General features: G+C 60.9%; 19 protein-coding genes. 3 read left to right on the forward strand and 16 right to left on the reverse strand.

What is annotated here, in order from left to right; all coding sequences use genetic code 11:
- Positions 1 to 277: 277 nt before the first annotated feature.
- The 10 genes from AB3X96_RS26565 to AB3X96_RS26610 all read right to left on the reverse strand — a co-directional run bounded on the left by AB3X96_RS26565 (position 278) and on the right by AB3X96_RS26610 (position 12,081).
- On the reverse strand, positions 278 to 1,822 hold the full coding sequence (locus AB3X96_RS26565) for an OmpA family protein (RefSeq protein ID WP_368592059.1): 1,545 nt from the start codon (positions 1,820 to 1,822) through the stop codon (positions 278 to 280).
- Between the two features lie 131 nt (positions 1,823 to 1,953).
- A complete protein-coding gene (locus AB3X96_RS26570; protein WP_368592060.1) occupies positions 1,954 to 2,643 on the reverse strand; it encodes a DotU family type IV/VI secretion system protein in 690 nt (229 codons plus the stop codon).
- Between the two features lie 24 nt (positions 2,644 to 2,667).
- Positions 2,668 to 3,288: a fimbrial protein gene (locus AB3X96_RS26575; RefSeq protein WP_368592061.1), complete on the reverse strand. Its 621-nt coding sequence runs from the start codon at positions 3,286 to 3,288 to the stop codon at positions 2,668 to 2,670.
- A 12-nt stretch (positions 3,289 to 3,300) separates the two neighbouring features.
- Positions 3,301 to 5,868, reverse strand: coding sequence for a fimbria/pilus outer membrane usher protein (locus AB3X96_RS26580; protein WP_368592062.1), 2,568 nt, complete (start codon positions 5,866 to 5,868; stop codon positions 3,301 to 3,303).
- A gap of 285 nt (positions 5,869 to 6,153) precedes the next feature.
- On the reverse strand, positions 6,154 to 6,918 hold the full coding sequence (locus AB3X96_RS26585) for a fimbria/pilus periplasmic chaperone (protein WP_368592063.1): 765 nt from the start codon (positions 6,916 to 6,918) through the stop codon (positions 6,154 to 6,156).
- A 99-nt stretch (positions 6,919 to 7,017) separates the two neighbouring features.
- On the reverse strand, positions 7,018 to 7,554 hold the full coding sequence (locus AB3X96_RS26590; RefSeq protein ID WP_368592064.1) for a fimbrial protein: 537 nt from the start codon (positions 7,552 to 7,554) through the stop codon (positions 7,018 to 7,020).
- A gap of 254 nt (positions 7,555 to 7,808) precedes the next feature.
- Positions 7,809 to 8,459 (reverse strand): response regulator transcription factor, encoded by a 651-nt coding sequence (locus AB3X96_RS26595; protein WP_176111542.1) that lies wholly within the window; start codon positions 8,457 to 8,459, stop codon positions 7,809 to 7,811.
- Positions 8,460 to 8,988: 529 nt separating this feature from the next.
- Positions 8,989 to 9,378, reverse strand: coding sequence for a BON domain-containing protein (locus tag AB3X96_RS26600; protein WP_368592065.1), 390 nt, complete (start codon positions 9,376 to 9,378; stop codon positions 8,989 to 8,991).
- 256 nt (positions 9,379 to 9,634) lie between these two features.
- A complete protein-coding gene (locus AB3X96_RS26605) occupies positions 9,635 to 10,822 on the reverse strand; it encodes a porin (RefSeq protein WP_368592066.1) in 1,188 nt (395 codons plus the stop codon).
- 77 nt (positions 10,823 to 10,899) lie between these two features.
- Positions 10,900 to 12,081, reverse strand: coding sequence for a M20 aminoacylase family protein (locus AB3X96_RS26610; protein WP_368592067.1), 1,182 nt, complete (start codon positions 12,079 to 12,081; stop codon positions 10,900 to 10,902).
- Between the two features lie 154 nt (positions 12,082 to 12,235).
- On the opposite strand from AB3X96_RS26610, the gene AB3X96_RS26615 reads away from it, so the two are divergent.
- Complete coding sequence (locus tag AB3X96_RS26615; RefSeq protein WP_368592068.1) at positions 12,236 to 13,132, forward strand: LysR substrate-binding domain-containing protein; 897 nt, start codon at positions 12,236 to 12,238, stop codon at positions 13,130 to 13,132.
- 69 nt (positions 13,133 to 13,201) lie between these two features.
- Here the strand turns inward: AB3X96_RS26615 and AB3X96_RS26620 are convergent, their stop codons facing one another.
- The 6 genes from AB3X96_RS26620 to AB3X96_RS26645 all read right to left on the reverse strand — a co-directional run bounded on the left by AB3X96_RS26620 (position 13,202) and on the right by AB3X96_RS26645 (position 22,921).
- Complete coding sequence (locus AB3X96_RS26620) at positions 13,202 to 14,629, reverse strand: basic amino acid/polyamine antiporter (RefSeq protein ID WP_368592069.1); 1,428 nt, start codon at positions 14,627 to 14,629, stop codon at positions 13,202 to 13,204.
- A gap of 68 nt (positions 14,630 to 14,697) precedes the next feature.
- A complete protein-coding gene (locus AB3X96_RS26625) occupies positions 14,698 to 16,134 on the reverse strand; it encodes a basic amino acid/polyamine antiporter (protein WP_368592070.1) in 1,437 nt (478 codons plus the stop codon).
- Positions 16,135 to 16,280: 146 nt separating this feature from the next.
- Positions 16,281 to 17,783 (reverse strand): efflux transporter outer membrane subunit, encoded by a 1,503-nt coding sequence (locus AB3X96_RS26630; protein WP_368592071.1) that lies wholly within the window; start codon positions 17,781 to 17,783, stop codon positions 16,281 to 16,283.
- Positions 17,780 to 20,839 (reverse strand): efflux RND transporter permease subunit, encoded by a 3,060-nt coding sequence (locus tag AB3X96_RS26635; protein ID WP_368592072.1) that lies wholly within the window; start codon positions 20,837 to 20,839, stop codon positions 17,780 to 17,782. Before AB3X96_RS26635 ends, AB3X96_RS26630 begins: the two co-directional genes overlap by 4 nt.
- Entirely contained in the window at positions 20,836 to 21,810 is a 975-nt protein-coding gene (locus tag AB3X96_RS26640) for an efflux RND transporter periplasmic adaptor subunit (RefSeq protein WP_368592073.1), read from the reverse strand. The genes AB3X96_RS26635 and AB3X96_RS26640 overlap by 4 nt, the downstream gene beginning before the upstream one ends.
- A gap of 934 nt (positions 21,811 to 22,744) precedes the next feature.
- Complete coding sequence (locus tag AB3X96_RS26645; RefSeq protein ID WP_368592074.1) at positions 22,745 to 22,921, reverse strand: hypothetical protein; 177 nt, start codon at positions 22,919 to 22,921, stop codon at positions 22,745 to 22,747.
- Between the two features lie 155 nt (positions 22,922 to 23,076).
- Here AB3X96_RS26645 and AB3X96_RS26650 point away from each other — a divergent pair, with 155 nt between their 5' ends.
- Positions 23,077 to 23,220 carry a hypothetical protein gene (locus AB3X96_RS26650; RefSeq protein ID WP_368592075.1) on the forward strand — a complete coding sequence of 48 codons (144 nt, stop codon included), beginning with the start codon at positions 23,077 to 23,079 and terminating at the stop codon, positions 23,218 to 23,220.
- An 11-nt stretch (positions 23,221 to 23,231) separates the two neighbouring features.
- Positions 23,232 to 23,735: a hypothetical protein gene (locus tag AB3X96_RS26655; RefSeq protein ID WP_368592076.1), complete on the forward strand. Its 504-nt coding sequence runs from the start codon at positions 23,232 to 23,234 to the stop codon at positions 23,733 to 23,735.
- The last annotated feature ends 1,808 nt before the right edge of the window (positions 23,736 to 25,543 follow it).

The following is a 25,543-nucleotide window of genomic DNA, read 5'->3' on the forward strand; positions in this document are numbered from 1 at the left end:
TCATCCGCGTTTCAATCTCAGCCCGGTAACCAGCCTGCATCGTCTGTCCTCCAGAATGACCGCATCTTACCAGCGTCGCTTTGCACCGGCCAGGGTCACTTCGAGAAGTTATTTCTCACCCGTTCCTTAGGAAATGCGCTATCCGGTGATGTTATGTCTCGAAGCAGCGTGACGATATAGGCGGTTGCCCAAAATTCGGTCTGGATTGCAAGAACAAATGAGGGGTTTGACGTGCCACGAATGCAGCCACCTGGACGGATACCCGCGACGAGCACTTTTATTGGGCGCCTGAATCGGGAATAAGGGTAATTTCGGCACGACGATTCTTCTCGCGGCCCTGAGTATTTTCATTGCTGGCAATCGGCCGCGTGTCGCCATAGCCCTGAATGGCGAAACGTGTCACGGGCAAGGAAGCAGTGTTGACGAACCAATCGCGGATGGCCTGTGCGCGTGCCTCGGACAGCTTCTGATTCGCGACGCTGGGACCCATGTTGTCCGTGTGACCCGCGATCAGGATCCGCTTGTCGGGATTGGCGCGAATCAGATCGAGAACGCCTTTGAGTCTCGGCTCTGCACCTGGCTTCAGCGTCGTCTTGCCGCTGTCGAACAACAGGAAATTGTCGATCGTCACAGCGAACGGCGGCGAATGCGCGGGAATCGATGGGGAATGCGATGTGGCGGTCACGCGTTCAAGCGCGACTTGCAACCGCTTGCCCCGATACAGTCCCCAGCCGAGTCCCGTCGGCACACCGTTGCTCGCATAGCGAGCCAGCTCGGCGGAATGCCTGCGCAACGATTCGAATCGCTCACGCTTCGCGTCCGCACGGGCTGTGGGTATATGCGTGTACACCTCGAGGTCGTCGGCGACTCGCGCGACCAATCTGCTGTTCGACCATGCTGACACACCAATCGATACCATCAGGACGACGGCCGACGCAGCCACTGCGTGCAGCATTGCGGAGTACGGTCCGCCCCGCTCGCTCTTCGAGACCCGGAAGCTCTCGTTCCGCACAATGGTCCTGAGTAAGGGTAGCGACAGCGGCTGCGGCTGCGCCTTCGGCGTCATCAGCGGCGGCCGCAGCGTGGTTTTGCCGGTTAGCCATCGCGACCAGGCGCCGGGACGCATCGGCGGGTGTCCGATATCGGCCAACAGCAAGCCACGGAGCGACAGCGGCGCGGTGTTCGCGAGCGACGAAAGTATCGACAACAGCGCCGCATCTTCAAGCCAGTCGAACACTGCGTGTCCCAAGCCGGCACGGGAGGCACGTTGCGGCTGTGCGACCGCGAGCCATGCCTGGTCCAGCTGTTGCCTGAGTGCTTGCGCATGTTGCCAAGCGGTTGCGGTCGCGAGTGGCGTTGTCGACAAACTGATTGCATCGCCGAACCAGACCGGTTCCACTGCGCGGTCGCGATTCGCGCCGAGATAAGCGTAGATCGCGAGATAGCAAGGTAATACGAACGCCCGGGGAGCGGTGCTTGCGGCGATTTCATGCTTCCAGCGGGTAAATTCGCGGCGAATCACCGCGTCGTCGCACTCAGCGTCGGGAACAACGGGCATCAACACAGCATCCGGCGGACGTTGATACGACTCCATCACCGTGGCCAACACGCTGGACAGCTCCCCGGGGGACGTGACATGAAACCACACGGCATCAACGCTTCGGCGCGGGGTGGCTGCGTGGCCATCGCGTGCAAACAACGCACCGGCATGTGGCCCGGCGACAAGAACGATCGATAACTCGCGTATGTTCCCGGTCTGAACGTTCTGGTCCTCGTGGGTCGGCTTCGATCGCCCGCAAGTTGGCAATACCGCCGTGCCCACCGCCGTCAGCAGAACAAGGCTAAGCACAACGGGCCACGACGGTTGAAGAGCAAGCGGCAAACACAGCCAGATCAGGCCGGCAACGGAGACAGCGACCCAGATCAGCGCCGCTCGGTAGCTGTTTGCGAAAATCATTGCGTACTCTGCGGGGACGATGACTCAGGTAGATCACTTATCGCAACGTCCAGGCTAACGTCCAGCGCCGTCCATAGTGACGCGACGGCAATCGCGCCAGCAATGAGCACGCCGGCGGTCCTGCGCGAAAGTGCGATGCGTGGTATGTCCGCCGGCCGAATCGAATTGGACGGTGTCATGGCGGTTTTCGGTGCGTCGGGTGTGGACAACACCGCCGTATCACATCTATGCCAGTTCAACTCCGACCTCGCACGCTCCAGATATGCGTTCGCGTCTCTGCGTCCGCCGTCGAAGCCCAGCCCCAGCAACATGCTGTAGAACTCGAGTCCGGCGAGATCTCGGCCGCCGCCATCCACCACCGTTTCGATCCGTTCCCAAACCAATGCAGTGCCATCGCGCACGCCATGAAAACGCCTCTGCAACGGGTCACGCAACCATTCTTCGTGCTGGTTGGAAGCCAATGCATGCAACGTCATCTCATCCAGCAGAACGCACTGTGCGAGGCTGACTTCCTGGATATCCGTTGGCGGAAAGTTTCGATCCTGCATTTGCTGCTGTAGCGTTTCGATCAACGTGCTACAACGCGCGCGCCAAAAAGGAACAGCCGGCATTTGCGCGCCGTCGGACAGCAGTGCCGCATGCAACGCTGTCGCTCGCATCAGCGCGACCGTTGAATCAAACATCATATAAACGTATGCGCGCCGGCACCCTCAGGGCATTTCGACGACATAGGTGACGAATGTACTCACAGTGCCAGCCGTGGCTCGACCCGTTGCGTAGTAGGTGGCAATGAAATCCACTGGCGTCGGATCCGTGGACGTGATCGGAATGACCTTCATCGTGGATCGGTCGCCGACCTTGATCCGCGATCCGTCCGCATTCGCCAGCATGACCTGTACATTCTTTGCCGATGTCGTGCCGCCCGCGTTTTGCAGGTCCAGATTTCCCGTATTGGGATCGGTCGACGAACCGCTCTCGAAATACACGCGTGCACCCGTCTCGCCGCTTGGGCATCGGATCGTGATGGTGAAGACCTTTGAGCCATCCGCCACTCCGGCTCTCGGCAGCGATTGCGTCGAAAGCCTCGGCAATGTGACCGTCATGTCGGGCGAACTGACCAGCGAACACGTCGTCGCGTTGTAGGTGCCACTAAAGTTGAGCGTGACCGAAGGCGATCCTTGCGCATATACGCAAACTGATCCCAACAGCGCACTCGCGATCAACCCGGCAGTTGGTCCGGCAATTCGAAAGTATCTGCAAATATTTTTCATTTTCTGACCTCCACTGTCGGCGGAATCATCTGAGCCGCAGCGCTGGCGCTGACCGGGCATCGGCCTTCGCCTTCAGCGAAGCGAACTGACAAGCGCCGCGCCCGCTGAACGCCGCGCGGCGGGCTTTGCCGGCGCAGACCAGACAAGCGCTGGATCACAGCTCAGTTTGATGCGCGCAACGATTCCCGCATGAGGGCTGCTGTCCGCTTTGTTGTCGGCAGGCACCGTGTACGGCATCACGCACTGCTCCGCTGCGCGGTTGCCCCAGCGCACCAGCAGTTTGCCTTCGTGCTCGAGGCCGCGCAGATACGCGAGACCGCCCTGCCCGACGATGCCCACCGATTTCTCGGATTCATCGAACAACTCGGCGCCCATCGGCATGGCTTTGCCTTCCCGATCCATGACCTCCGCGAAGATAGCTGTGCCCTGCGTCGTCGCAATTTTCACCTTCACCAGCGAATTCGCGCGCGGGACGACTTCTTCACTCGTGTTGCCCAGTTCAACGTCGAGCGGCACGTCGCTCGGATCCAGCGCGACCGTGTTGACCCGGTATGGCGTCAACGAAGACACCACCGCATAGCCGTGGCCGTCGATTCGCGCGCCCTGGCCATTGATAATCCGGCCACCCTCTGCGCCTTTCGCTTCGACGAGCGCGAACGCCTGACCGAGTGGCGGGCTCAGCGTGACGCCGCCGCTGTGAATGACGACCGCGCCGTCGGCGTTGAATGCGGCTTGACGGGTCTGATTGCTGATCGATGCATTGAGGTTGTACGTACCGAACGGCGCGCGATACATCGCGTAACCGCCTGCGGAAACGGTTCGATTGTCACCCGCGACGATCCTCGATGCGTTGACACCGTAGTTGATCGGCGTGGCTCCGGTCGTGTTGCCCGACGCAGTGGCCTGGATCGTGCTGTCCCCGTTCGAGCTGCGCGCAACGTTGGTGGTCAGATAGTCGAACATACGATGCTCGTTCGAGTCGACCTTACCGAGCGGAATCGTCAGGTTCAAGCCCACTTGCGTGCTGATCTTCGAGTTTTGCAGGCGCGTGCGTTGCGCATACAGCGAGTAGGACACCCGTTTGTACGCGCTGTTGAAGCCAACCTGATATTGCAGATCGTAGCCCTTCGACGCACCCCAGTAGTTCTGCGAACTGCCGGCGATATAAAAAGAACTAGACTCGCCGATCGGTTGGTTGACGTTCAGTTGCAGACGGCTGCGCGTGCGGTAGTCATACTGACCCGTGATGTCTCGCGAGCCATATCGCGCGTACATCGCGTCACGCAGGCTATAGAAGCGTGCGGTCGAGTAGCGGTAGGCCGCAACCGAAAAATTCGTGTTCGGCCCCGGAAGAAGCTTGCTGTAGCTGATCCGGGTACTGTAGCCGGGACGACCACCCGACACGCCGGGAATATTCGTTCCGGCCGCCGTTACGTCAAACGCGAATGCGCCGAGCGGCGTATTGAGCGCGACACCGACCAGCCCTGCCCAGTAACCTTCCGCAAACTGTGCACCGGTGTAGCCGGTCCACAGGTTTGTCAGGCCGCGCTGATAAACCGCCTGCGCCACCCACGGATGGCTATCCAGCACGGTATCGCGATAGACACCGGTTGTCAGATTGAAACGTGAAACACCTGGCCGCAACAACTGCGGGACTGACGCGAACGGAACCAGAAAAGTCCGCTGGCGGCCGTCGGATTCTGCAATAGTGACCTGAAGATCGCCGCCATAGCCGGTAGCCGGCAGGTCGCTCAATTCAAATGGTCCCGGCGGTACGCTGGTCTCCGCCACGATGACGTTGTTCTGACGGACGATGATGCGTGCATTGGTATCGGCCACCCCACGCACAACCGGTGCGTAGGAGCGCATGGAATCCGGCAACATGCGGTCGTCGCTCGAAAGCTGGACGCCACGCACGTTGAACGAGTCGAAGACGTCACCGCTCGTCGAGCTGTCGCCGATCGTCAATTGACTCTTAAGCGCCGTGACATCGTGCTGCGCGAACAGCGCGACACTTTGCCAATGCGCGTCGGGACTCCGGTTCTGCAAGCTTGCCGTGGCCCACTGCCGGAAACGCCAGCCGTTCACGTTGAATCCGCTTTGCAGACCGAGGTAGGCACTGCTGAAGTCTCCGCTCCCATTGTTCTGGTGAGTCGTATAGCTGGCGAGACTGTATTGCACGAAGCCTGCGTTGATCCCGTTGTCCCAACGGGATGGATCGACATAACCGGCAGCCTCCTTGCGCAGTTCGATCTGTGGAATCGACAGATCGAGTTGGAGATCGGCGGTGTTGAACGATGCCAGCGATCCTGGTATGGCTTCGGCCAGCGGCACGCATTGCGATGACGCATCTGTATCGTCGGCGTCGCCCTTTCCGGTTTCCGTTAGCCGTTGGATCACGCGTTCGGTATCTACGCCAGCCCGGTCCAGGCCGGGTATCGTGAAGCAGGGCCTGGCGATATCCGAGTCCGGCACCGCCTGAAAAACGACATCGAAGCGTCCACGCTTCTTACCATTGACGAGCAGTTCGACCGGATAAACACCCGGAGCAACAGGATTACCTCGCGTATAGCGCGACAGATCGGCGACGTTGCCCGTGAAGAACGCGGGATTGAACTCGACTTCTTGCGGAGCTTCCACTGACGGCGCATTCGATGTCGGCAAGTCAGATGACGCATCTGTATGCGCAGCTTCTACGTTGGCACCAACTGCCTGCTGCGGCAGCTCGGACGCCGAGCAGTCACTGGGCGGCGTCGCCCCGCCCGAATCCGGCGCACATGCGGCGACCGCGGAATTCGCGGAAAAGACCCAGCCCGACGCTACGATTGCCGCCCACGCCAGTGGGTGGAATCGGAAAGGGACATTAGTGAATACTGTTGCAACCGCCGTCTTACTATTCCGCACGCCCGACATACCGTATTCCAATTATTGATTCTTTTGCGCTTCCGCGCTTTGCACTCCTACCACCACCGCCGAGTCCTTGATCGCTGTGCCGAAGTCGTTCAGAACTGTGTAGGAAACCGTGGCAGGAGCTTTGATATCCAGCTTTCCTTCTTGTGGATGGAGATCAACGTGCCCGAACGGAGGTGCCATAGTGGGCAAAAGAGCGACTTTCTTGCCTGCCGTCTCTACTTCCGCCATGCCGACGGAAATGTAGTAGGGCGATGGGTTGTCGAGACGAACGACCCTCTGACCTTTGTCATCCGACTCGACATGCCACTTCAGTTGTGCTCGCCCCGCCGTTGGGTCATCGAGCAACGATGTGGGCCGGTAAAACATCTTGATACGCGTACGGAACGCGAGCTGAATCATGTTCCGGTCATCAGCGTCCTTAGGCTTCGGCGGAATTTCCAGAACGTTCAACCAATAGACTGTTTCACGGTCAACCGGCAGGTCGCCGCCCGCGAACATGATGCGCAAAGCCTGACCTCGGTGAGGTTCAACTCGAAATACGGCTGGCAACAACGTAAACGGCACCTTGATTTCATTCGGCGCAGCTGCCGCATCGCCGTCGTCCAGCCACGCTTGGACCAGGACCGGGCGGCTCTCAACATTGTTCAAACGAACGTTGACTTCACGGTTTTGCGCCGGATAAATAACTCGCGTACCGGTAATGGTGATAGCAGCTTGTGCAGCAAACGACGCGACACTGCACGCTATGGCCGCAGCCAGATATCTAGAGAATTTCATTGAAGACACTCGCTCCTCCACGCGACCGATAAGCGGAATGTCACTTCGGGTTGCCTTCAGAGAAGAAGCGCAACCCGATGCCATTCGGCTTGGACTGGCTTACTGATATGCCAACGTGTAGCGAACAACAGCCGTCACGTTACCGGCCGTGGTTTTGTTCGTTGCGTAGTACCGGCCGCCGTAGTTCATCGTTGCGGTGCCGTTGCTCGCGACAGGAACGAACGAACCCGTGCTACCCAGAAGAATTGGTGTATTGCCATCACTGTCAAGCAATTGCACTTCGACATTGGAAGCCGGCGAAGTGCTTGCCTGATTGATGGCATTACGCGTAGCCGGGTCCATGTTCGTGGTCTCGAAATGCGCCGCGACATTGCTCAGCGTTGCCGGGCACTGCGACACCGAAATTTCGAACATCCTGGAGCCGGCGGTTTGGCCAGCTGCAACCAGCGACTGGGTAGACAGGGTAGGCAGCGTGACCGTCTTGTCGTCGTCACCAGCGTTAATCACGCAGGTGTCGTCGATCAGTTCGCCGTTGAACGTTACCTGACCTGTGCCCGGTGCGGCTTGAGCGAAAACCATCGGCGCGACGGACAGGCCGGCCACCGCGATCATGAGTTGCGTCACTTGTTTTTTCATGAGATTCCTCTTTATTGCTATTTCAAAACTACACACCCTTGTGAAGCCGGAGCTCCCCAGCGATCGTCAAGGCAGAGGAATGATGTCATTGAAGAAGACCCGTGTTAATGGGCCGATACCCAAAATGAAATACCATATGGGACAGCCGACAAACGGCGTGTCGATTCCTCGAACTGAGTCGATGTCAGGACCGCCATACGGTAGGGAAAGGCGCTACGAGAACGACAGAATCCGCCTGAGGATCGCGGCAATAGCTACGAGCAGGACCACTCGCGCACGATCGTGACGAGTTCTACGTCGTTTCTGGCACCCAGCTTCTTCATGCCAGCGTTCTTCTGATTGCTGACGGTCTTGGGACTGCGATTGAGCCGCTCGGCAATTGTGGCGATCGACATGCCGTCGCAGATCATTCGCACGACTGTCGACTCATTTTTAGATAGCAAATTGAGAGAAGATCCGCCTTCCGCTGCGCGCGCCGTTGCGCGCAACATCTTGTTCGCAATGGAATCAGGCAGAAAGACGCTCTTATTTTTGGCGGCACGAATGGCAGCGGTAAGGCTGACAAAGCCCTCCGGCCCCTTACCGACAAAGCCGGCCGCCCCCGCATTGAGCGCAGCCGAAATGATGTGCGTGGAAGAGTGCGTACTCAGAAAAACTACTCGTAAGGTTGGAGCGACACGCCGGATGCGGTCAAGAAGATTGAGACCATCGGCATACGGATCGCCTTCGAATTCGTAGTCGCACACGAGCACATCGACTGGCACTTCAACCAACAGCTGGAGAAGCTGGCCAATCGTTTCGCTTTTGAAACAGACCTGGATATCCGGACAACGCTGGAGAAGATGCTCGACGCCGAGGAGAATGAATGGATGATCGTCGGCAATAGCCACTCTGATTTTGTTCACTCGCACTCCATACCACGCTGGTGAATACTTTTCTCGTGCCGACACACCTGCATGCTTTGTTACCAAAGTACGATGTCATTTCACGCCGTTACATGACGGGAAGGGCACGGGGATATCTCGCCCATGCCACTCGTCGAAGGTTTTTGAGCCACTGTTTTTTTTGAATCAATTGAAATCGCTGAGCAGGTCGGGTGCGCTTTTGGTAGAAACAAAGTAATTTTTCGCGTGCAACCTGACATGGACCATCATGAAGACGGGATAGCGCAACGCGCCCCGCTCAGCGGCGAGAATTTAAAAGACTCCCGCCTTCAACTTAGCCGAATTGTACGGGGCGCTAACAGGAAAAAAATCGGAGAATTCCTATATGCGTCATAGGTACAAGGAGTGATTGGCTCAAGGTGTTCTCCAGACACGCTTGCGAGCGGCAAGTACGTTGAGCGTTCCACAAGAAGCAGCAATGACTGGGCAACGAGCAACGTCGTGCTTCGAGTCAACATCTAGCCCCAGTCGGACCCGTCGCGATTCCTCGCTAGTTGCTGCCCCGTGTGCTGAATTCCTTGCGCACCGCGACGCGGCTCGTCACCGACTGAACACCGGGTACGCCTTTCGCAATGTTGGTCGCGAGATCGACCTGGTCCGCAGTCTGCGCGCTGCCCGTCAACGTCACGACGCCGTTATTCGCGCGCACTGTAATGTTGCTGGCCCGCAGCCCCTGACTTCGCGCGTTTCTGAATGCGCGGCGTACGTCCCGCACGAGTTGCCGGTTGGCTGCCTTGATCTCGCCCTCGGTTGGCGAGGAAGCCGCCTCCGCTTGCGCCGTCGGAACCGACCCACCCGCTTGCGGCTGCGCGTGCGTATTCAGGCAAGCGAACACGACCGCGCTCGCGCCAACCAGCTTCACCCATTTCCGTGCGTTCATTTTGTTCTCCTGTCGTCTATGGCCGGATGACATCGACGACGACTCCGGCCGTTAATCGGTAATGCGCTCGTCGAATACGGTCAGCGCGGCGAGACTGACGAGTATGCACGCGCTCATATACCAGACCGGCGCATAGGCACTGCCCGTCACGCCGATCAATCACGTCACCACGAACGGCGCGAAGCCGCCGAACAGCGTCACGCCGACGCTGTAGATGATCCGATCGATCGCCCGCGACGACCCGCCGTGTCTCGATTCAGAACAGGTGATAGATGCCGAGCGACGCCGTCATCGGCGTCGTGCCCAGTTCAGGCGACGCGGTCCCCGTTTGCAGCGGCAGCGGATTGCTGTTCAGAATCACACTCGAAATCCCGTAGTTGCGGATGAAGCCCGCGCGCGCATACAGCGACGTGCGCTTCGACAGCGAGTAGTCGTAGCCGAGCATCGCGCCGAGCGCCGAGTCCTTCGCCGGATCGCCAGCACTGTCACGCACTCCCGATGTTTCGCGATAGACCACCGACGCGCGCACCGCGTGACGTCCCCACGGCACTGTCGCGCCGACGATGTACGAGCGCGCGATGCCGTTGCCCGCGAGCTTCGGCGCCACCTGCGCGAACGCGGCCGATAGCACGTAGCTGCCGACGTCGTAGATCGCAGATACCCCGTAGATATCGTTGCGCACGGTTTGCTTGCCCGCCGAGGTTTCGACCGGCGAGCTCCACACGCGGTTGTAGGCACCCGACAGGTACCACGTGCCGTTCGTCCACGACGCGACCACGCCCTGGTTCGACGCATTCGGCGACACGCCGGCCTGGTTGTTGAACGCATACAGGAACGTCGCGCCGAAGCCCATCACCCGCGGCGTGGTCCATGTCATCGCGTTGCTCGCGCGCACCAGCACCTGGCTCGAACCCGGCCCGAGGTCCGCGTTGTAGCCGACGCCCTTCGGCGTCTGCACCGCACCGCCGGCGAGCCACGCGACAACCGAGTTCGTCGTCACTTCGCCGAATGGGTCGATGACTTCCGGCAGGTTCGCGGTCGGTTGCAAGCCGAGGCGCACCACACCCCATGTCGCCGAGTTCAGCCCGACCCATGCGGCGCGGTCGAACAGCGTGTTGCTGGTGCCGAACGCGCCATTGTTCGCCATGAAGCCGTTTTCGAGGTTGAATTCCGCCTTCAGGCCGCCGCCGAGATCTTCGCGGCCAAACAACCCGAATTGCGACGTATGAACGCCGCCGCTCTGCGTTTGCCACTTCGAGGTGCCGCTGACGCTCTGGAAGTTCAGACCCATGTCGACGGCGCCGTACAGCTGAACGCCGTTCTGCTGGATCGCGCTTTCCATCGACGGCCACGCGGACAGCCATTGCTGCAGGTACGAGTCGGCCCAGGCCGCCTGAGACATCAGCGCCACGGTCGCGGCGCAAACGGTCTTTTTATATTTCATGTGAATCCCCGATATGGACGTAGTCTGGCCACCGGCCCGGCGGCACGCCGGATCGGCGAAACGCGAATTGGCGAAGTTCAGGCTGAGAGGTATTGCTCGACGAGCGCGGCCCAGTAGGCGACGCCGATCGGCAGCGCCTGATCGTTGAAGTCGTAGCCGGGGTTGTGGATCATGCAGCTGCCGTGACCTTCGTGACCGTTGCCGAGCGCGACGTAGCAGCCCGGCACTTTCTCCAGCATCCACGAGAAGTCCTCACCGCCCATCATGCCCGGCGGCAGCGGCAGGATGTTCTGTGCGCCGACCACCGCGGCAACCGCTTCGCGAGCGCGCGCGGTCTCCTGAGCGGTGTTCATCAGCACGCGCGTGACCCGCTGATAGTCGATGTGCGCACTGACGCCGAAGCTGGCCGCCTGGCTCTCGACGATCTCGCGCAAGCGCGTTTCGATCAGTTGCTGGACCTCGTTGCTGAGCGTGCGCACGGTCAGCAGGATCGTCGCCGTGTTGGGCACGACGTTGTGCGCGGTGCCGGCCTGGATCGCACCGACGGTCAGCACCGCGGCATCGGCCGGCGGCACGTTGCGCGCGACGATGGTCTGCAGTGCCATCACGATGCTCGCGGCAGCCACCACGGGATCGCGGCTCAGATGCGGCATCGCGGCGTGCATGCCCTTGCCGGTCAGTGTGACCGTCACCAGATCGGCCGATGCCGCCATCGCGCCCTGCTGCACGATGAACATGCCGACCGGCACGCCCGGTGCGTTGTGCAGCGCGTAGACCGCGTCGCACGGAAAGCGCTCGAACAGACCCTCTTCCATCATCCGCACGGCGCCGCCCTGCCCCTCTTCGGCCGGCTGGAAGATCAGGTTCAACGTGCCGTCGAAGCGCCGCGTTTGTGCAAAGTAATGCGCGGCCGCCAGCAGGATCGCCGTGTGTCCGTCGTGCCCGCATGCATGCATCTTGCCGTGCGCCCGGCTCGCATACGGCAGACCGGTGTCCTCGATGATCGGCAGCGCGTCCATGTCCGCGCGAATGCCGATCGCGCGCGTGCCGTCGCCGAGTTTCAGACGGCCGACCACCCCCGTACCACCGATGCCTTCAGTAACCTGATAACCCCATTCCTTGAGTTTCTCGGCGACGAGTCGGCTCGTTTCGACTTCTTCGAATCCCAGTTCCGGATGTGCATGAATGCGCCGGCGCAATTCGACGAATTCGGCCGCCTGCTCGCGAATTGTGGGATCGATATTGATGTTATGGGACAACGCCGTCTCCTCTGACAGACCCGTGTGACACGCGCTGGATCAAGCTCAGCGCGAATTGAGAGGCAGTCTACGAGAGCGGCGGCGAATAAAAACATGATAAAGTTTTATGCCAATAACCGTTAGTTATAGTATTTACCCTGAGGTAATAAGGTTAATGGCAATTAGGCTTCATCAATTGCGCGCACTGGTCGCCGTCGCGGATCATGGCACGATCGTCGGCGCCTCGCGGGCGCTATTCGTCAGTCAGCCAGCCGTTACCAAAGCCATTCGGGAACTGGAAACCGATATCGGCATGTCGTTATTCGGCCGTAGCGTCAATGGCGTCGCTCTTACGCGCACCGGGGAATCTCTGTTGCGGCATGCGCGGTTGATCGTCGGGGAACTCGGGCGCGCCGAGCAGCAGATGGCGATGGAGCGAGGCGCGCAGGAAGGCCGCGTGACGATCGGTGTGACGCCGCTCGCGGCACTTACGCTGCTGCCCGATGCTTATGCACGGTTTCGCCTGGATATGCCGCACATCACAGTCGAATTTCTCGAGTTTCACGCGACGAAACTACAGGATCGGTTGCGCCAGGGTTCGCTCGATTTCGCGCTCGCCGCGGCGACCGAATCGTCCGCCGATTCGTCGATCGAATGTTCGGAACTGCTGTCTTATCCTTTGGCGTTCGCAGTGCGCGCGAACGGTGCGCTCGCGAAGGCCAGTTCGCTCGCCGATCTGTGCGATGTCGAATGGGTCCACTCCGACACTACCGACGACTATCCGCAATTCGTCGCCGATCTGTTCAACCGTCAGGGCCTGCCGGTGCCGAGTCGGATCACTCGCTGCACGTCGCAATCGCTGATGTACAGTCTCGCACTCAGCATCGACGCGGTGATGGCCTGGGCTTCGCACACGCTCGAACTCGTGAACTCGACGGGGCATATGAAAAGGCTGGATTTCGTTGAAACGTCGCGCACTGCGAGATTGCATCTGATGCAGCGCGAAGGCGCGATTCACACGCGCCCGGCCGACTATTTCATTCGCTGCATTCGCGAGGCCGCGCTGATGTGAGCCCCGCGGCGCGTGCGCGGCAAGTTATCTCCTGAGCACCGTCCTCACCTGCGAGCGGCACTGAAATGCTCAAGCCCCGAAATGATTGCGCACGAGATCGGCGAACGCGACCAGCGCGGTAAGCAGAACCACGATGAACAGCCAGCGTTCCAGCACCGTAAACACAGGCCGTTTTCCCTTGCGACGCTCGGCGATGTAGAACCATGCAGTCGCCGCCGTGTAAAGCACGGTCGACATCAACAGATAATGCAGGCCGCCCGCGTACACGAGAAAGAGCGCATAGACGCAGCCCATCAGCGCAAGCATGAAATCGATGCGCCGTGACCACGGCTGCCCCGCATACGATTCGCCGCTCGCGGCGAGCTTCAATCCATAGCCGGCGACGAACAGATATGGAATCAGGCTCATCGATGTCGTGAACTCCTTGGCCAGCGTGAACGCTTCTTTAGAAAACAGCGTCACGATCAGAAACGCCTGGATCACGAGGCTCGTCATCCATAGCGCGGCGACCGGTACGTGGTTGCGGTTTTCTCGGCCGAGAAACGCGGGCATCGTACGGCTCTTGCCCGCCGCGTGCAGAATTTCGGCGGCGATCAGCGTCCATGCGAGATAGGAGCCAAGTACCGATATCAACAGGCCGAGCTTGACCACGACCGCGCCCCAGGCACCGACCGCGGCGCTCAGCACGCCAGCCATCGACGGATTTTTTAGCGTACCCAGCTGCTCGAGCGGCAATACGCCATACGACAACAACGTGACCATGACCATCAACGCAAGCACGCAGAGAAAGCCGAGCACAGTCGCGACGCCGACGTCGCGCCGTTCGCGCGCGTGCCGTGAATAAACGCTCGCGCCTTCGACGCCGAGAAACACGAAGACCGTCCCCAACATCGTCTTGCGCACCTCATCGAAAAGACCGGTCGCCGACGGCTCGGGACCGGTCCATAGATTCGCGACGAACACCCGCCATTCGACGCTCGACAGCACGAGCACCGCGAACAGTCCGAGCGCAAGCAACTTGGCGACCGTCATAGACGCATTCGCAATCGACGAGCCCTTCACGCCGCGCAGAATCAGATAGTGAAACACCCAGATCATTAGCGAGGAACTGACGATCGCGCTAAACGTATTGCCGGCGCCGAACGAGGGCACGACGATCGCGAGCGCGGACTTGATCAGCACGAGATAGGCCACGTTGCCCAGACAGCTGGCGCACCAGTAGCCGAACGCCGACAGAAATCCCGTATAGCGTCCGAACCCGACGCGCGCATATGTATAGACGCCGACGTCGAGCTCGGCCTTGCGCCATGCGAGCCGTTGAAAGATCAGCGCGAGTATCAGCATGCCGGAGCCGGTGATGGTCCAGCTGATCAACGACCCGACGACGCCGGTATATTTGCCGAGCGCCTGCGGCAACGAAAAGACGCCCACCCCGACCATCGAGCCGATCACCATCGCCATCAGGCCCGGCGCTGAAAGTCTGACGCGCTTGTCCATGCTGCGATCGCTCTCCCGCGAACACGTTCCGATCGAGCCGCGCTCGCGCGACTACGATGATCGACCGCTCAGATGACGATCGTGCCGGTCGCGAGGCCGATCAGCGCGGCAATTGCGCCGCAGGTCGCGACGGCAAAGATGACCCACTCGACTTTCGAAAACACCCGCATGCCGCGCTCGCGTTTGGCCAATACATACAGCACCGTACCGGGCGCATAAAGCAGTGCCGATAGCATCAGGAACTTCAGGCCGCCCGCGAACAGCAGAAAGGCCGTATAGAACGTCGCGAACATCGCGACGAAATACTCGGTGCGCAACGCACCGCTCAAGGTGCCGCCATTCTGTCCACTATCGCAGCGCGCAGCCTTGATGCCGTACGCAGCCACGAGGAAATACGGAATCAGCGCCATCGAGCTCGTCAGATTGAGCATCAGCGCAAACGCATCGGTCGACCAGTACGTGCTGACGACGAAACACTGCACCACGGTGCTCGTGAGCCAGATCGCCGCGACCGGCAGCTTGCGCTCGTTTTGTCGCGCGAAGATGCGCGGCATCGTCTCGAGACGCGCAGCGGCGAACAGCACCTCGGCACAGATCAGCGACCATGCGAGGTATGCGCCAAGGATCGAAATGATCAGACCGGCGCTGATGAACACGACGCCGAATGGGCCGAGCAGCGCGCCGAGTACCGCGGCCATCGACGGCTGGCGCATCACCGCGAGATCGGCGCGCGGCAAGCTCGCGTAAGGCAGCAGAGTCACGAGCACCAGCAGACACAGCACGGCGACGAAGCCGGTGATCGTCGCGGCGCCGACGTCCGAGCGCTTTTTCGCGTAGCGCGAGTACACGCTCGCACCTTCGATACCGACGAACACGAAGACGGTGACGAGCATCGTCGCGCGAACCTGCGAGAACAGGCCGTTGCCGAGCTGATCGTTGCCTTCCCGCAGATTTGCATGAAACATGTCGGCGCGAAACAGCGCGATCAGTATCACGATGAACAGCACGATCGGAATCACTTTCGCGACCGTCACGATCGTGTTGATCATCGTGGCCTGCTGGACACCGCGCAGCATCACCAGATGAAACAGCCAGATGCCCACCGACGACACGATGATCGCGGTCGCCGTATTGCCCTCGCCGAAGACGGGGACGAAAGCGCCGAGCGTCGATTTGATCAGCACCCAGTACGACACGTTGCCGAAGCAGCCGGCCATCCAGTAGCCGAATGCGGATAGAAAGCCCGCGTAATCGCCAAAGCCCGCTCGCGCATAGGCGAACACGCCGGCATCGAGTTCGGGCCGGCGCTGTGCGAGCGCCTGGAACACGCGCGCCAGTGCATACATGCCGATGCCCGCCACGCACCATGCAATGACGGCTCCGAACGGTCCGGTCGCGCGTGCGAAGTTGCGCGGCAACGAGAAAATCCCTGCGCCCACCATTGAGCCGACGACCATCGCGGTCAATGCGGGTAACGACAGTTTCGTCTCGACCAGGGTTGCCATCGTTCACCCTTCAGAGAAGCTGATTTCTTCCAGAAAGGGACTTACGCGGAGCAGGTACGCGTACGTTGCGCATCTCCTGTTAGTCCTCCCGACTGAAGCCAACGGCCTTGCGAATGTTTCGTGCGTTTGCGGTGCCTCGTCGTCGCTCATTGTGACGCCGGCGCCGGTGCGTTCCCGGCGGCGGCCGCGGGCCCCGTCGGCGTTTGTGGATTCGCAGCGACTGGCGGATTGGCCAACCAGCCGCCCCCCATCGCTCTGAACAGCGCGAACTGTGCCTGCAGTTTGCCGACCTCTTCCCTCGCCTGCGACGACTGGCTTTCGAGCAGCGCAACCCGCACCTGATCGATATCGACACGGCCGGTATCGCCGAGCTCGTAGCGACGTCGCACCTGGTTCAGCTGCGTGGTACGACGCGCGACTTCTTCATTGCGCGCGTTGAACAACTCGTCCTGCCGGTTCAAACGCGCCAGCGCACGCTCGACGTCATAGAATGCGCCGAGCGCGGTCTTTTCGTAGTTGAACATCGCCTGCTGCGCCTGCGCATCCGACGACTCCACCTGCGAGCGCCGCGCGCCGAAGTCGATCAGCGGCATCGCCATCGCCGCGCCGAATAGCCAAAATGTGCTGGTCCCGAGGTTTTGACCTGCGAACTCCCAACCGTTGCGCGCGAGCATGCCGCTTAGCGATATGGTCGGCCAGTAGTTGAGTCGCGCGACATCCGACTGTCTGACCGCCGCATTCACGCGGGCCTGCGCCGCGATCAGATCCGGGCGCCGCATCAGCAGATCGACGGGTTGGCCGGGCTCGATATGCGGCAGCGCGGTCATCAGCGTGTCGCTTTCATCGAGGATTCCCGCGAATTCCGCTGGCTGCACGCCGCACAGATTCTGCAAATTCAGCCGCGCCTGGGCGATGCCGTTCTCCAAGTCCTGCAGACGCGCATCGACCTGCGCACGGCCAGCGCGCGCCGCTTCGATGTCGGTACTCATCACGAGGCCCGCGGTAAAGCTCTTTTCGGCGATGTCGACGAAGTCGTCCGCGATCGCGCGGCTTTGCAACAGGATCGTGCGCTGACGCAACAGGCCCCGATACGTGACGTACAGATCCGCGACACCCGACACCACGCTCAGGCGCACCGCTTCCGCATCGCCCGCGGCCGCGCGTACCTGCTCCCGTGCCGCCGAGAGCCGCGAGCGTCCCTGGCCGAACAGATCGATCTCCCATTGCGCCTGCAGGCCTACTCGGAAGAACTGCGCATCGGTATTGGTGATGCCGAGGAACTGCGCGAACTCGAGCTGCGTCTCGCCGCCGTGAAACCTTGCGCCGCTCACGCTCGCACCGAGCGATGGCAACAGCTGCGAGCGAGCCAACCGAATCCCGGCCTGCACCTGATCGACGCGCGCGTAAGCGGTGGCGATGTCGAAGTTGTGCGCGAGCGCGAGTTCGATCAGTTTGTTCAGCGTCGGATCGTCGTACTGGGTCCACCATGCGGCGAGATCCTGCGCGGACATCGGGGTCGCCGCGTCCGGTTGGGCCTCCGAATACTGCGGCGGAAACGCGGCGGGCTTTTCCAGCTGCAACGAACCCGAACAACCTGCTTCGAGCAGCAGCGCCGCGACGGCGAGAAGACAGTGGCGCGCGCGGATCATTTTGCTTCCGGGTGTCGGCCCGGTTCCCATTCCGCCTGCTTGATCGAGAACAGCATCGAGTACAGCGCCGGCACGGCGACCATCGTCAGTACGGTGGCGAAAGCAAGGCCCGACATGATCGTAATCGCCATGTCCTTGAAGAACGGGTCCCACAACAGGGGCGCCATGCCGAGCGCCGTCGTGCCGGCCGACAGCATCACCGGACGCAAGCGGCTCATCGCACCGTGGGTCACCGCCTGCATGCGCGGTACGCCGGCGGCGATCTGCGCATCCATTTCTTCGACGAGCACGACGCCGTTCTTGATCAGCATGCCGATCAGGCTCAATAGACCGAGCAACGCCATGAAGCCGAACGCGCCACGGAACAGCAGCAGACCGATCGTCACGCCGCAGATCGACATCGGCACGACGAGCAGCACGACGAGCGCGGGCTTCAGGCGTCCGAACATCATCAGCACGAGCAGCGCCATCGCGATGAAACCGAGCGGCAGTTGCCGGAACAGGCTTTGCTGCGCGCGCGTCGACGATTCGTGCTCGCCGCCCCATTCGAAGCGATAGCCCGAAGGCAGCTTGATGTCCTCGATGCCCGAGCGAATGCGGTTGAAGGCGTCGACACTGTTCTGCCCATAGATAGGGTTCGCCGATACGGTGATCGTGCGAATCCGGTCCTCGCGCGCGATCTGACCTTCCTCGGTCCCGACCGTGAAGCCGTCGACCACGTCGCCGAGCGGCACGTAACGGCGCAGACCGGCGCTGAACACCTGCAAGTCCTGCAGACCCGCGACGCCGCGCGTGTAGTCGGGCGAGAGCAGCACGATCGGCAGCAACTGATCGCCTTCGCGATAGATGCCCGCGCGCAGGCCCTCGGTTGCATAAGCCATGGTGTCGGTGACCTGCCGGCGCGTCACACCGAGCGAGCGCGCGCGCGACTCGTCGAATTCCGGCCGCACCATGCTGATCGGGTTCTCCCAGTCGTCGCGGATCGCGATGATGCGGCCGTCGGCCTTCAGCACGTTCTGCGCTTCCTGCGACAAGCGACGCAGCACGGCCGGATCGGGACCGGAGAAGCGCGCCTGAATTGCCGCGCCTCCGCCGGGGCCGAAGTTCGGCCGCGTCACCGTCCAGTGCTGCTCGGGGAAGCGCTTCTTGAGATCCGCTTCGATGTCCGGAAGCATGACGTCGATCAGGCGCAGGTCCTTCGCGCCGACGATGAACTGCGCGTACGACGGATCGCGCGTCTCCGGATCGTAGACAAGGAAGAAGCGCGTCGCGCCGGAGCCGATATACGTCTGCACGTTGCTGACATCCGCATGCTCGAGCAGCACCTTCTCGACTTCGCGACTCTTTTCGACGACCGCGCGAATATCGGCGCCGCGCGGCAAGCGCATATCGACATAGAAGATCGGCGTCGTCGACGCGGGGAAGAAGCTCTGCTCGACAAAACGGAACGCCCAGCCGGCGAGTACCGTCAGCGCGACGAGGCCGACCACCACGAGCACGCGCCGTCGGGTGACCCATGACAACAACTCGCCATAACGCTTGTACAGCTTCGCCTTGAACGGGTCTTCATCGATGATGTCCGCGGGCTTGAAAAGATACGTGCCGAACAGCGGCGTCAGCGCGATGGCGATCACCCAGCTAAATAGCAGCGAAATCGCAGCGACGGCGAACAGCGACGCACAGAATTCGCCGACCGCATCCGGCGACAGACCGATGCCCGAAAAAGCCAGAATCCCCACGATGGTCGACGCAAGCAGAATCCATTGGCTTTGTTTGAGAATCTCGGTCGCCGCCTCGAGATGCGACTTGCCTCGCTGCACCCTCACGAGCATGCCCTCGACCACCACGATGCTGTTATCGGTCAGCATGCCCATCACGATGATCAGCGCACCGAGCGAAATGCGCTGCAACTCGATCCCCGCCGCGTACATGACGAGCAGCGTGCCGAGAATCGACAGGAACAACTCGACGCCGAGCACGATCCCCGCACGCCACCCAAGCCCGATGCCGAGCGCGACACCGACGATCGACACGGACAGGAACACGTCGAAGATGAAACCGCGCACGCTCTCATCGACGACCTGCGGCTGATCGTAAAGCGAGTACAGCTTGATGCCGATCGGGCGGTCGCGCTCGAGTTCGGCGAGTTTCGCCGTGATCCGCTCGCCGACCCTCACCACGTTGACGCGCGGTCGCGCGCTGATGCCGATCGTGACCGCGGGCTCACCGTTGTAGTGAATGACCTGGTTCGGAATCGTCGCGTAGCCATGGCTCACGCGAGCAATGTCGCCGAGCAGAAGCGGGCCGGGCGTATTGTTGACGGGCAGCGAGCGGAGAGCCTGCAGTGAATCGAGCGAGCCGGTCGGCGCAATCCGCAACGACAAGTCGCCGACGCGCTCGCGGCCCGCGGGCCGCACCTCGTTCTGCAGGAACAGCGTCTGCGCGAGGTCGTCGGTGGAAAGATTGTTGGCGATCAGTTGCGACTGGTCGACGTCGACTGAGATTTGCTCCTGCTGCTGACCGGCGATCACGATGTCGGACACGTCGTCGAGCGTCAGCAACTGGCGGCGCAGTTCGCGCGCGTACGCATACAGTTGCGCCTGCGTATAGCCCTCGCCGGTCAGCGCGTAGAACATCCCGTAGACGTCGCCGAAGCGGTCGAGCACGAGTGTCGGGCCCGCCCCCGGCGGCAGCCGTACCTGCGCATCCGACACAGAGTTGCGCAATTCGTCCCACACTTGCGGCAATTGCGCCGACGTGTACTGGTCGCGAATCTGGACGCGGATTTCAGAGTAGCCCGGCATGGAACGCGAGGTCAGCTTCTCGACCTGCGGCATCTGCTGGATCGCGCTTTCGAGGCGGTCCGTCACCTCCTGCTCGACCTCGTGCGCGCTCGCGCCCGGATACAGCGTCACGACGACCGAAGTCTTGATCGTGAACTTCGGGTCTTCGAGCCGCCCGATGTTGTAGTACGCAAAAAGGCCGCCCAACAGCGAGATCAGCGTCAGAACCCATGCGATCAACGGCTTTTCGATCAGGGGGCGCGCGAGGTTCATTGAGGCGCATCCATTGGACGGACCGCCATTCCCTCTTTCATGAACTGCGAGCCGCCTGCCACCACCCGGTCGCCCTCCGCGACCGCACCTGCGACCACCGCATCGTCATTGCGAATTTCGCGCACGCTGACCGGCACCGCATGCACACGGCCGGACGCCGCATCGTAGCGCCACAGACTGCGCTGACCGTCCGCGCCGATCGACACCGCCGCGATCGGAATCGCGAAGTAGCCTTGATTGTCGTTTTGCGCGACTTGCCGGGCCGTGTCGGAAATCTGTACCCGTAACGCCATGCCGGGTAACAGCATGGCGCTATGCGGTCCCTCGATCGAGAACACGAGCCGGTAGGCGGCCGAAGTCGGCGAGGTCTGCGTGGTCCGTTCGCGGAACACTAGCGGGAAGCGGTTCTGCGGCCGCTCGGGCAGCCACGCCTCGGCTCTCAGCGTCTTGTCGACGAACAGCCGCTCGGCAATGCTCTGAGGCAGATCGACGCCAACATCGACACGGCCGATGTTTTCCAGATTGAAAGCGGGTGCGCCAGCCTGCACGACCTGCTGGATCTCGATGTTGCGGCGCGCGATCCGGCCGTCGAATGGCGCGACGAGCCGGCTATTGCGCAAGTCGCGGCTCGCCATGTCGCGTGCTGCGCGTGCGGCGTCCGCGGCAGCCGACAGCTGCTCATAAGCAGCCTGTGACAGAATCCCGTCCTTGCGCAGCACCGCCTGACGCTTCAGGTTGTCGCTCAGTTGCTGATACTGCGCGTTCGCGCGTTGCAGTTGCAGCTTGTAGGGCTCTTCATCGATACGCGCGATCAGCTGCCCGCGTTTCACGGATGCGCCCTCGAGCACCGCGATCTGCACGACGCGGCCCGATACTTCGAAGGCGAGCGGTGAGATGCTGGTCTGCTCGACTCGCCCGGTAAATATGCGAATCGCGGAGGCGTCGGCCGGTTCGACCCTGCTGAGCTGCACGGCTGGCCTCGTTTCGCCGCTCTTTGTTTCGGTCTGCCGTGGGCAGCCCGACAGTGATACGACGAGCGCACAGGCCAACGCGCACGACGATACGCCGGTCAATGCGACGCTGGCTGATCGGTGAGGCCGCGGTGCATCGGAGCGGTTTGCGGTCATGACGTCCTCGGCTGACTGCTGGCGCAACCCATGTCGCACACCCGGCGGCAACGTAGCTCGCGGGCCGGCGATTACGATGCTCTACAGGTTGCTCGTGAATTCATAGTGGTCCGCATCCCTTCTGTCGGACCGGCAATGTTATGCGTCGTCATTCAGGCTCCGTTTATCAGGCATCCTGTGTAACTGCCAACCTGCTTCGCCACACCGAAGAAACACTGAGCAAATTCACTAGTCCGCCCTGTATGGAATGGACGGCGATTCCAGCACGATCAACAGTCGTTCATGACTTCGCGCAGTTCACGGGTGGACTGCCCGTGTCACGCGTGCGTCATTGTCCCCTTTCGCAGTTCGTCACGGGCATCATGGCCGATCCATGCGCTAGCCGTCAATCGATTCGCGACTTACGTCGGGCATACAGATTTATTCCATGGTGCGCTCGGAAAGAACGCTGTAGGTCTCGAGGAATTTGTTCGCCGAAGGAGCAGCCGTGATTAGTTGAATCGGGATTCTTTTTCATTGGAGCCAATACGCATTATGGCGAACGGCATGGGTCGCACCAGCGATTTGCCGGGCGTAGAGTCCACCGGATCCTCCATCGCGAGGCGCCGCGGCGATATTCTGTCGACCTGGCGTCTGATGGAAACACCTGCCAACGCGAGCCGCTGGATTGCATCAATACCGTCAGATGGCCATCACGAACACACCGGCCAACGCCTGCGAATGGAGCGACGCGCGATTCGATCTGTGGCTCAGGGCCGCGCGATTCGCGTATGCGTTTCTATTCCTCGGTGAACGCACTGCTGGCGACCGTGCATTCGAAGATGGTCAGACCCAGGTCCGTGACAATTACAACTACGCGGTGCAAGAGCTTGTGCGCGCTGTTTCTGCGCGGCGCGCTCGCGACCGATGCCGGCAAGGACGTGCCGGGCACGCAATACATCGCAGGCTGGTCCATTCATCTTGACCTCAGCCGGACCGGACCCGGCGCCCCGAAGGCGTGCGCGAACCGCGCGAAGTCATCCCGGCGTCGCGGCTGTCGTTCGCCGGGACGCCGACGCGGCTGGCGATGCCGATGGTGAAGGAGATGGCAATGCCGAAGCCGATAGCGGTGTGTCATCACCGACCGCGGGACGGCCGAAGCCGGCGTCGCGCTATTTCAGCGAGATGCCGTCGCCGAACGTCACCACGTTGATCTGGTTCATCCAGGGCACGCTCGAACAGATCGTGAGGACGGGCGGCTCGATCGGCTACTGAATTTCACACCGATGCCGCACGTCGAGCGCGCCATATTTATCGCGGCACCCCACCAAGGCACACCGTTCGCGAGCAACCGGCTGTCGCGCTCGACGGCCAACCTCGTACGTCTGCCGCTTGCCCTGCTAAACGAGATCAAGGAAGTGATGGGGACGGCGACGAACATCGAAGCGCAGGGCCAGACTTTCCACGCGCCGAACAGCATCGAACAGTCGGGCGAAATCGATCCGTTGATCCGCGCGACTTCACAGTTGCCGATCGGCCCTCACTTTTGCTTCCGTTCGATCATCGCGTTGTGCCGCGAAAGCGGGCCGCTCGAAGATTCCGACGATGGCGTCGTTCCTTATCGCAGCGCGCATCTCGCGGGCGAGCTATCGGAGAAGGCGATCATTGCCGGGCACCGCGTGCAGCAGACGCCGCGGGCGATCCTAGAGATCCGGCGGATCTTGCATGAGGATCTCGAGCAGATCGATCAACGTGGGCGGGTTTGCGAGGAGGGGGGGTCGGCGAAGTGACGGCGGAGCAGCCGGGTGTTTTTTCGCGACGGCGTGGGCTTGGCGAGATCGATCAAGTCAGCGAAACGTTCGAATGGTCAGCGCGAGCCCCTCCAATTCATTCGCTACAAATTACGTATTGAATGTTACGGATCATTGAGTCGCGTGGGTGGATTCCTGCGTCTGGTCCGCGATGGATGGAAGTGGCGGGGTATCGTGCACCAATTTGATTGATCGGCGTGAAACAATGCTTCTATCAGTTGAAAAAGACCTTTTAAAACAAGGAGTTATGATATATGAAAGACATTTCCCAATGTTTCACGAGACCCCCGTTGGCGAGATCGGCTGCAGAATCGACGGTTCGCGCTTGGATTGGCTAATACTCGGTCCTTTTTCGATATTAAGTTCGTAGAAGTTGCCCGCATGCTCTGGCACCGTATCTTATTTAGATTGTCCATGAACGACTGGGGTATGCGTTGAAGCTCAAGTTGGTGAAGCGCTCGGAGATAAATAGTGGCTCGCGTTGGGGATCAGGTGATGCGCAACGTCTCGCCAATCAGTGTCACAGAGCGAGCCGGTCGACGGCTCTTTCCGTCCACGATGACTTGCCCGGTTGCCCCGCTCATCCCGCCAGCCATCGTCCAGCGGGTTTATTGCCGATAAGCCGACCGCTGCGATTTTGATTTCGCGCTGACCGGGTGGTCTGGCGGCGGCTCACCGAGTAGCCCCGACAACGAGACCAGACGGAAACCATCCGTTGCAGTCGATTAGCTCATTGCTCAAGTGCTGAGCCAAACGATGATCGGCGCGGTCGCGATGCATGCCTTCGAAAACGACGAGCCGGAGATCCCGTGAGGGCGCGAGTCGATCCGCAGACTTGTCGACCGCGATTACTTATCCGAACGTGTCTTGTCACTAACAACGGGCAGAGTTTTGCTTAACGCACGAACCGTCAAACGCGTAGCGGTTGGGAGGTGTTGGTGATTGACTTCTGGCCGTCGGGCGACTGGCAGGATCTGCAATGGGACATGATTCCAGGGCAAGCTTGCGCCGCTCGAATCAAATGCGAACACGGCTCACGGTAGGTTTGATCTGCTTAAGTCTAGAGGGATCGCGCTACCAAATGCGGACATCCCTAGCGCGGTATTTGAGTAATAGCGGGGCTGGCTCCCGCCGCACCTTGACGTATGCCGTCTGTCCGCTGAGGGCAAGCCAAATGCACGGCCTTTCTTTGCGCGTCAGTCCATCCGGATTCCATCGCAAAATCGTATGGGACGGATTTGCCGGCAGAAATGCCGCCGACTGTATGGTCGATAACCGTTGGTGCGGGCGCCGTGTGTCCGTGGCCATAGGTGCTTTCGAACATCGGAGCGACCGTGAAACGCGTCGACGACATTCACCAATGCGCTGCGGCCAGGAGCGCCATCATGAACTCGACGCTTAATGGAAAGCATTGTCGGCGTATCCCGCGATATCTCACCTGTTTGCCGGCAACCCTGTGGCGTCCGTTTGGCGAGCGGCGAGTCGATCTCAAGGGCAGCGATTTTTCTCGTTAGCAAGAGCGAGCCGTCGATGGACAAGCGGAGGCACGCGGACAAATAGCCGGATCGTAGCGCGAGGCTGAGAATGACCGTGGATGGCTTGACGGAGCACATTCTCTTTCAAACGAGAGATAGCTGTGCCTCCGACAATATGACCCCTCAGCGAGTCGGTGGAAGCCAGCTCACGGATTGCCCTCATAAATTCCGAGCCAATGGCGAGCTCGATCATGTTCAGCAGCTGACCAGCAATCAGGCTTTGCAAGATTGCCCCGCGAAGGCACTACTACG

The organism is Paraburkholderia sp. BR13439 (assembly GCF_040948805.1).
GTDB classification, from domain to species: Bacteria; Pseudomonadota; Gammaproteobacteria; order Burkholderiales; family Burkholderiaceae; genus Paraburkholderia; species Paraburkholderia youngii.

Bases quoted from the DNA above. Each gene is read 5' to 3' on its own strand.
- AB3X96_RS26570 (WP_368592060.1), bottom strand. From the start codon at position 2,643: ATGATGTTTGATTCAACGGTCGCGCTGATGCGAGCGACAGCGTTGCAT.
- AB3X96_RS26575 (WP_368592061.1), bottom strand. From the start codon at position 3,288: ATGCCCGGTCAGCGCCAGCGCTGCGGCTCAGATGATTCCGCCGACAGT.
- AB3X96_RS26585 (WP_368592063.1), bottom strand. From the start codon at position 6,918: ATGAAATTCTCTAGATATCTGGCTGCGGCCATAGCGTGCAGTGTCGCG.
- AB3X96_RS26590 (WP_368592064.1), bottom strand. From the start codon at position 7,554: ATGAAAAAACAAGTGACGCAACTCATGATCGCGGTGGCCGGCCTGTCC.
- AB3X96_RS26600 (WP_368592065.1), bottom strand. From the start codon at position 9,378: ATGAACGCACGGAAATGGGTGAAGCTGGTTGGCGCGAGCGCGGTCGTG.
- AB3X96_RS26605 (WP_368592066.1), bottom strand. From the start codon at position 10,822: ATGAAATATAAAAAGACCGTTTGCGCCGCGACCGTGGCGCTGATGTCT.
- AB3X96_RS26615 (WP_368592068.1), top strand. From the start codon at position 12,236: ATGGCAATTAGGCTTCATCAATTGCGCGCACTGGTCGCCGTCGCGGAT.
- AB3X96_RS26620 (WP_368592069.1), bottom strand. From the start codon at position 14,629: ATGGACAAGCGCGTCAGACTTTCAGCGCCGGGCCTGATGGCGATGGTG.
- AB3X96_RS26625 (WP_368592070.1), bottom strand. From the start codon at position 16,134: ATGGCAACCCTGGTCGAGACGAAACTGTCGTTACCCGCATTGACCGCG.
- AB3X96_RS26630 (WP_368592071.1), bottom strand. From the start codon at position 17,783: ATGATCCGCGCGCGCCACTGTCTTCTCGCCGTCGCGGCGCTGCTGCTC.
- AB3X96_RS26635 (WP_368592072.1), bottom strand. From the start codon at position 20,839: ATGAACCTCGCGCGCCCCCTGATCGAAAAGCCGTTGATCGCATGGGTT.
- AB3X96_RS26645 (WP_368592074.1), bottom strand. From the start codon at position 22,921: ATGGACCAGCCTGCGATGTATTGCGTGCCCGGCACGTCCTTGCCGGCA.
- AB3X96_RS26655 (WP_368592076.1), top strand. From the start codon at position 23,232: ATGCCGCACGTCGAGCGCGCCATATTTATCGCGGCACCCCACCAAGGC.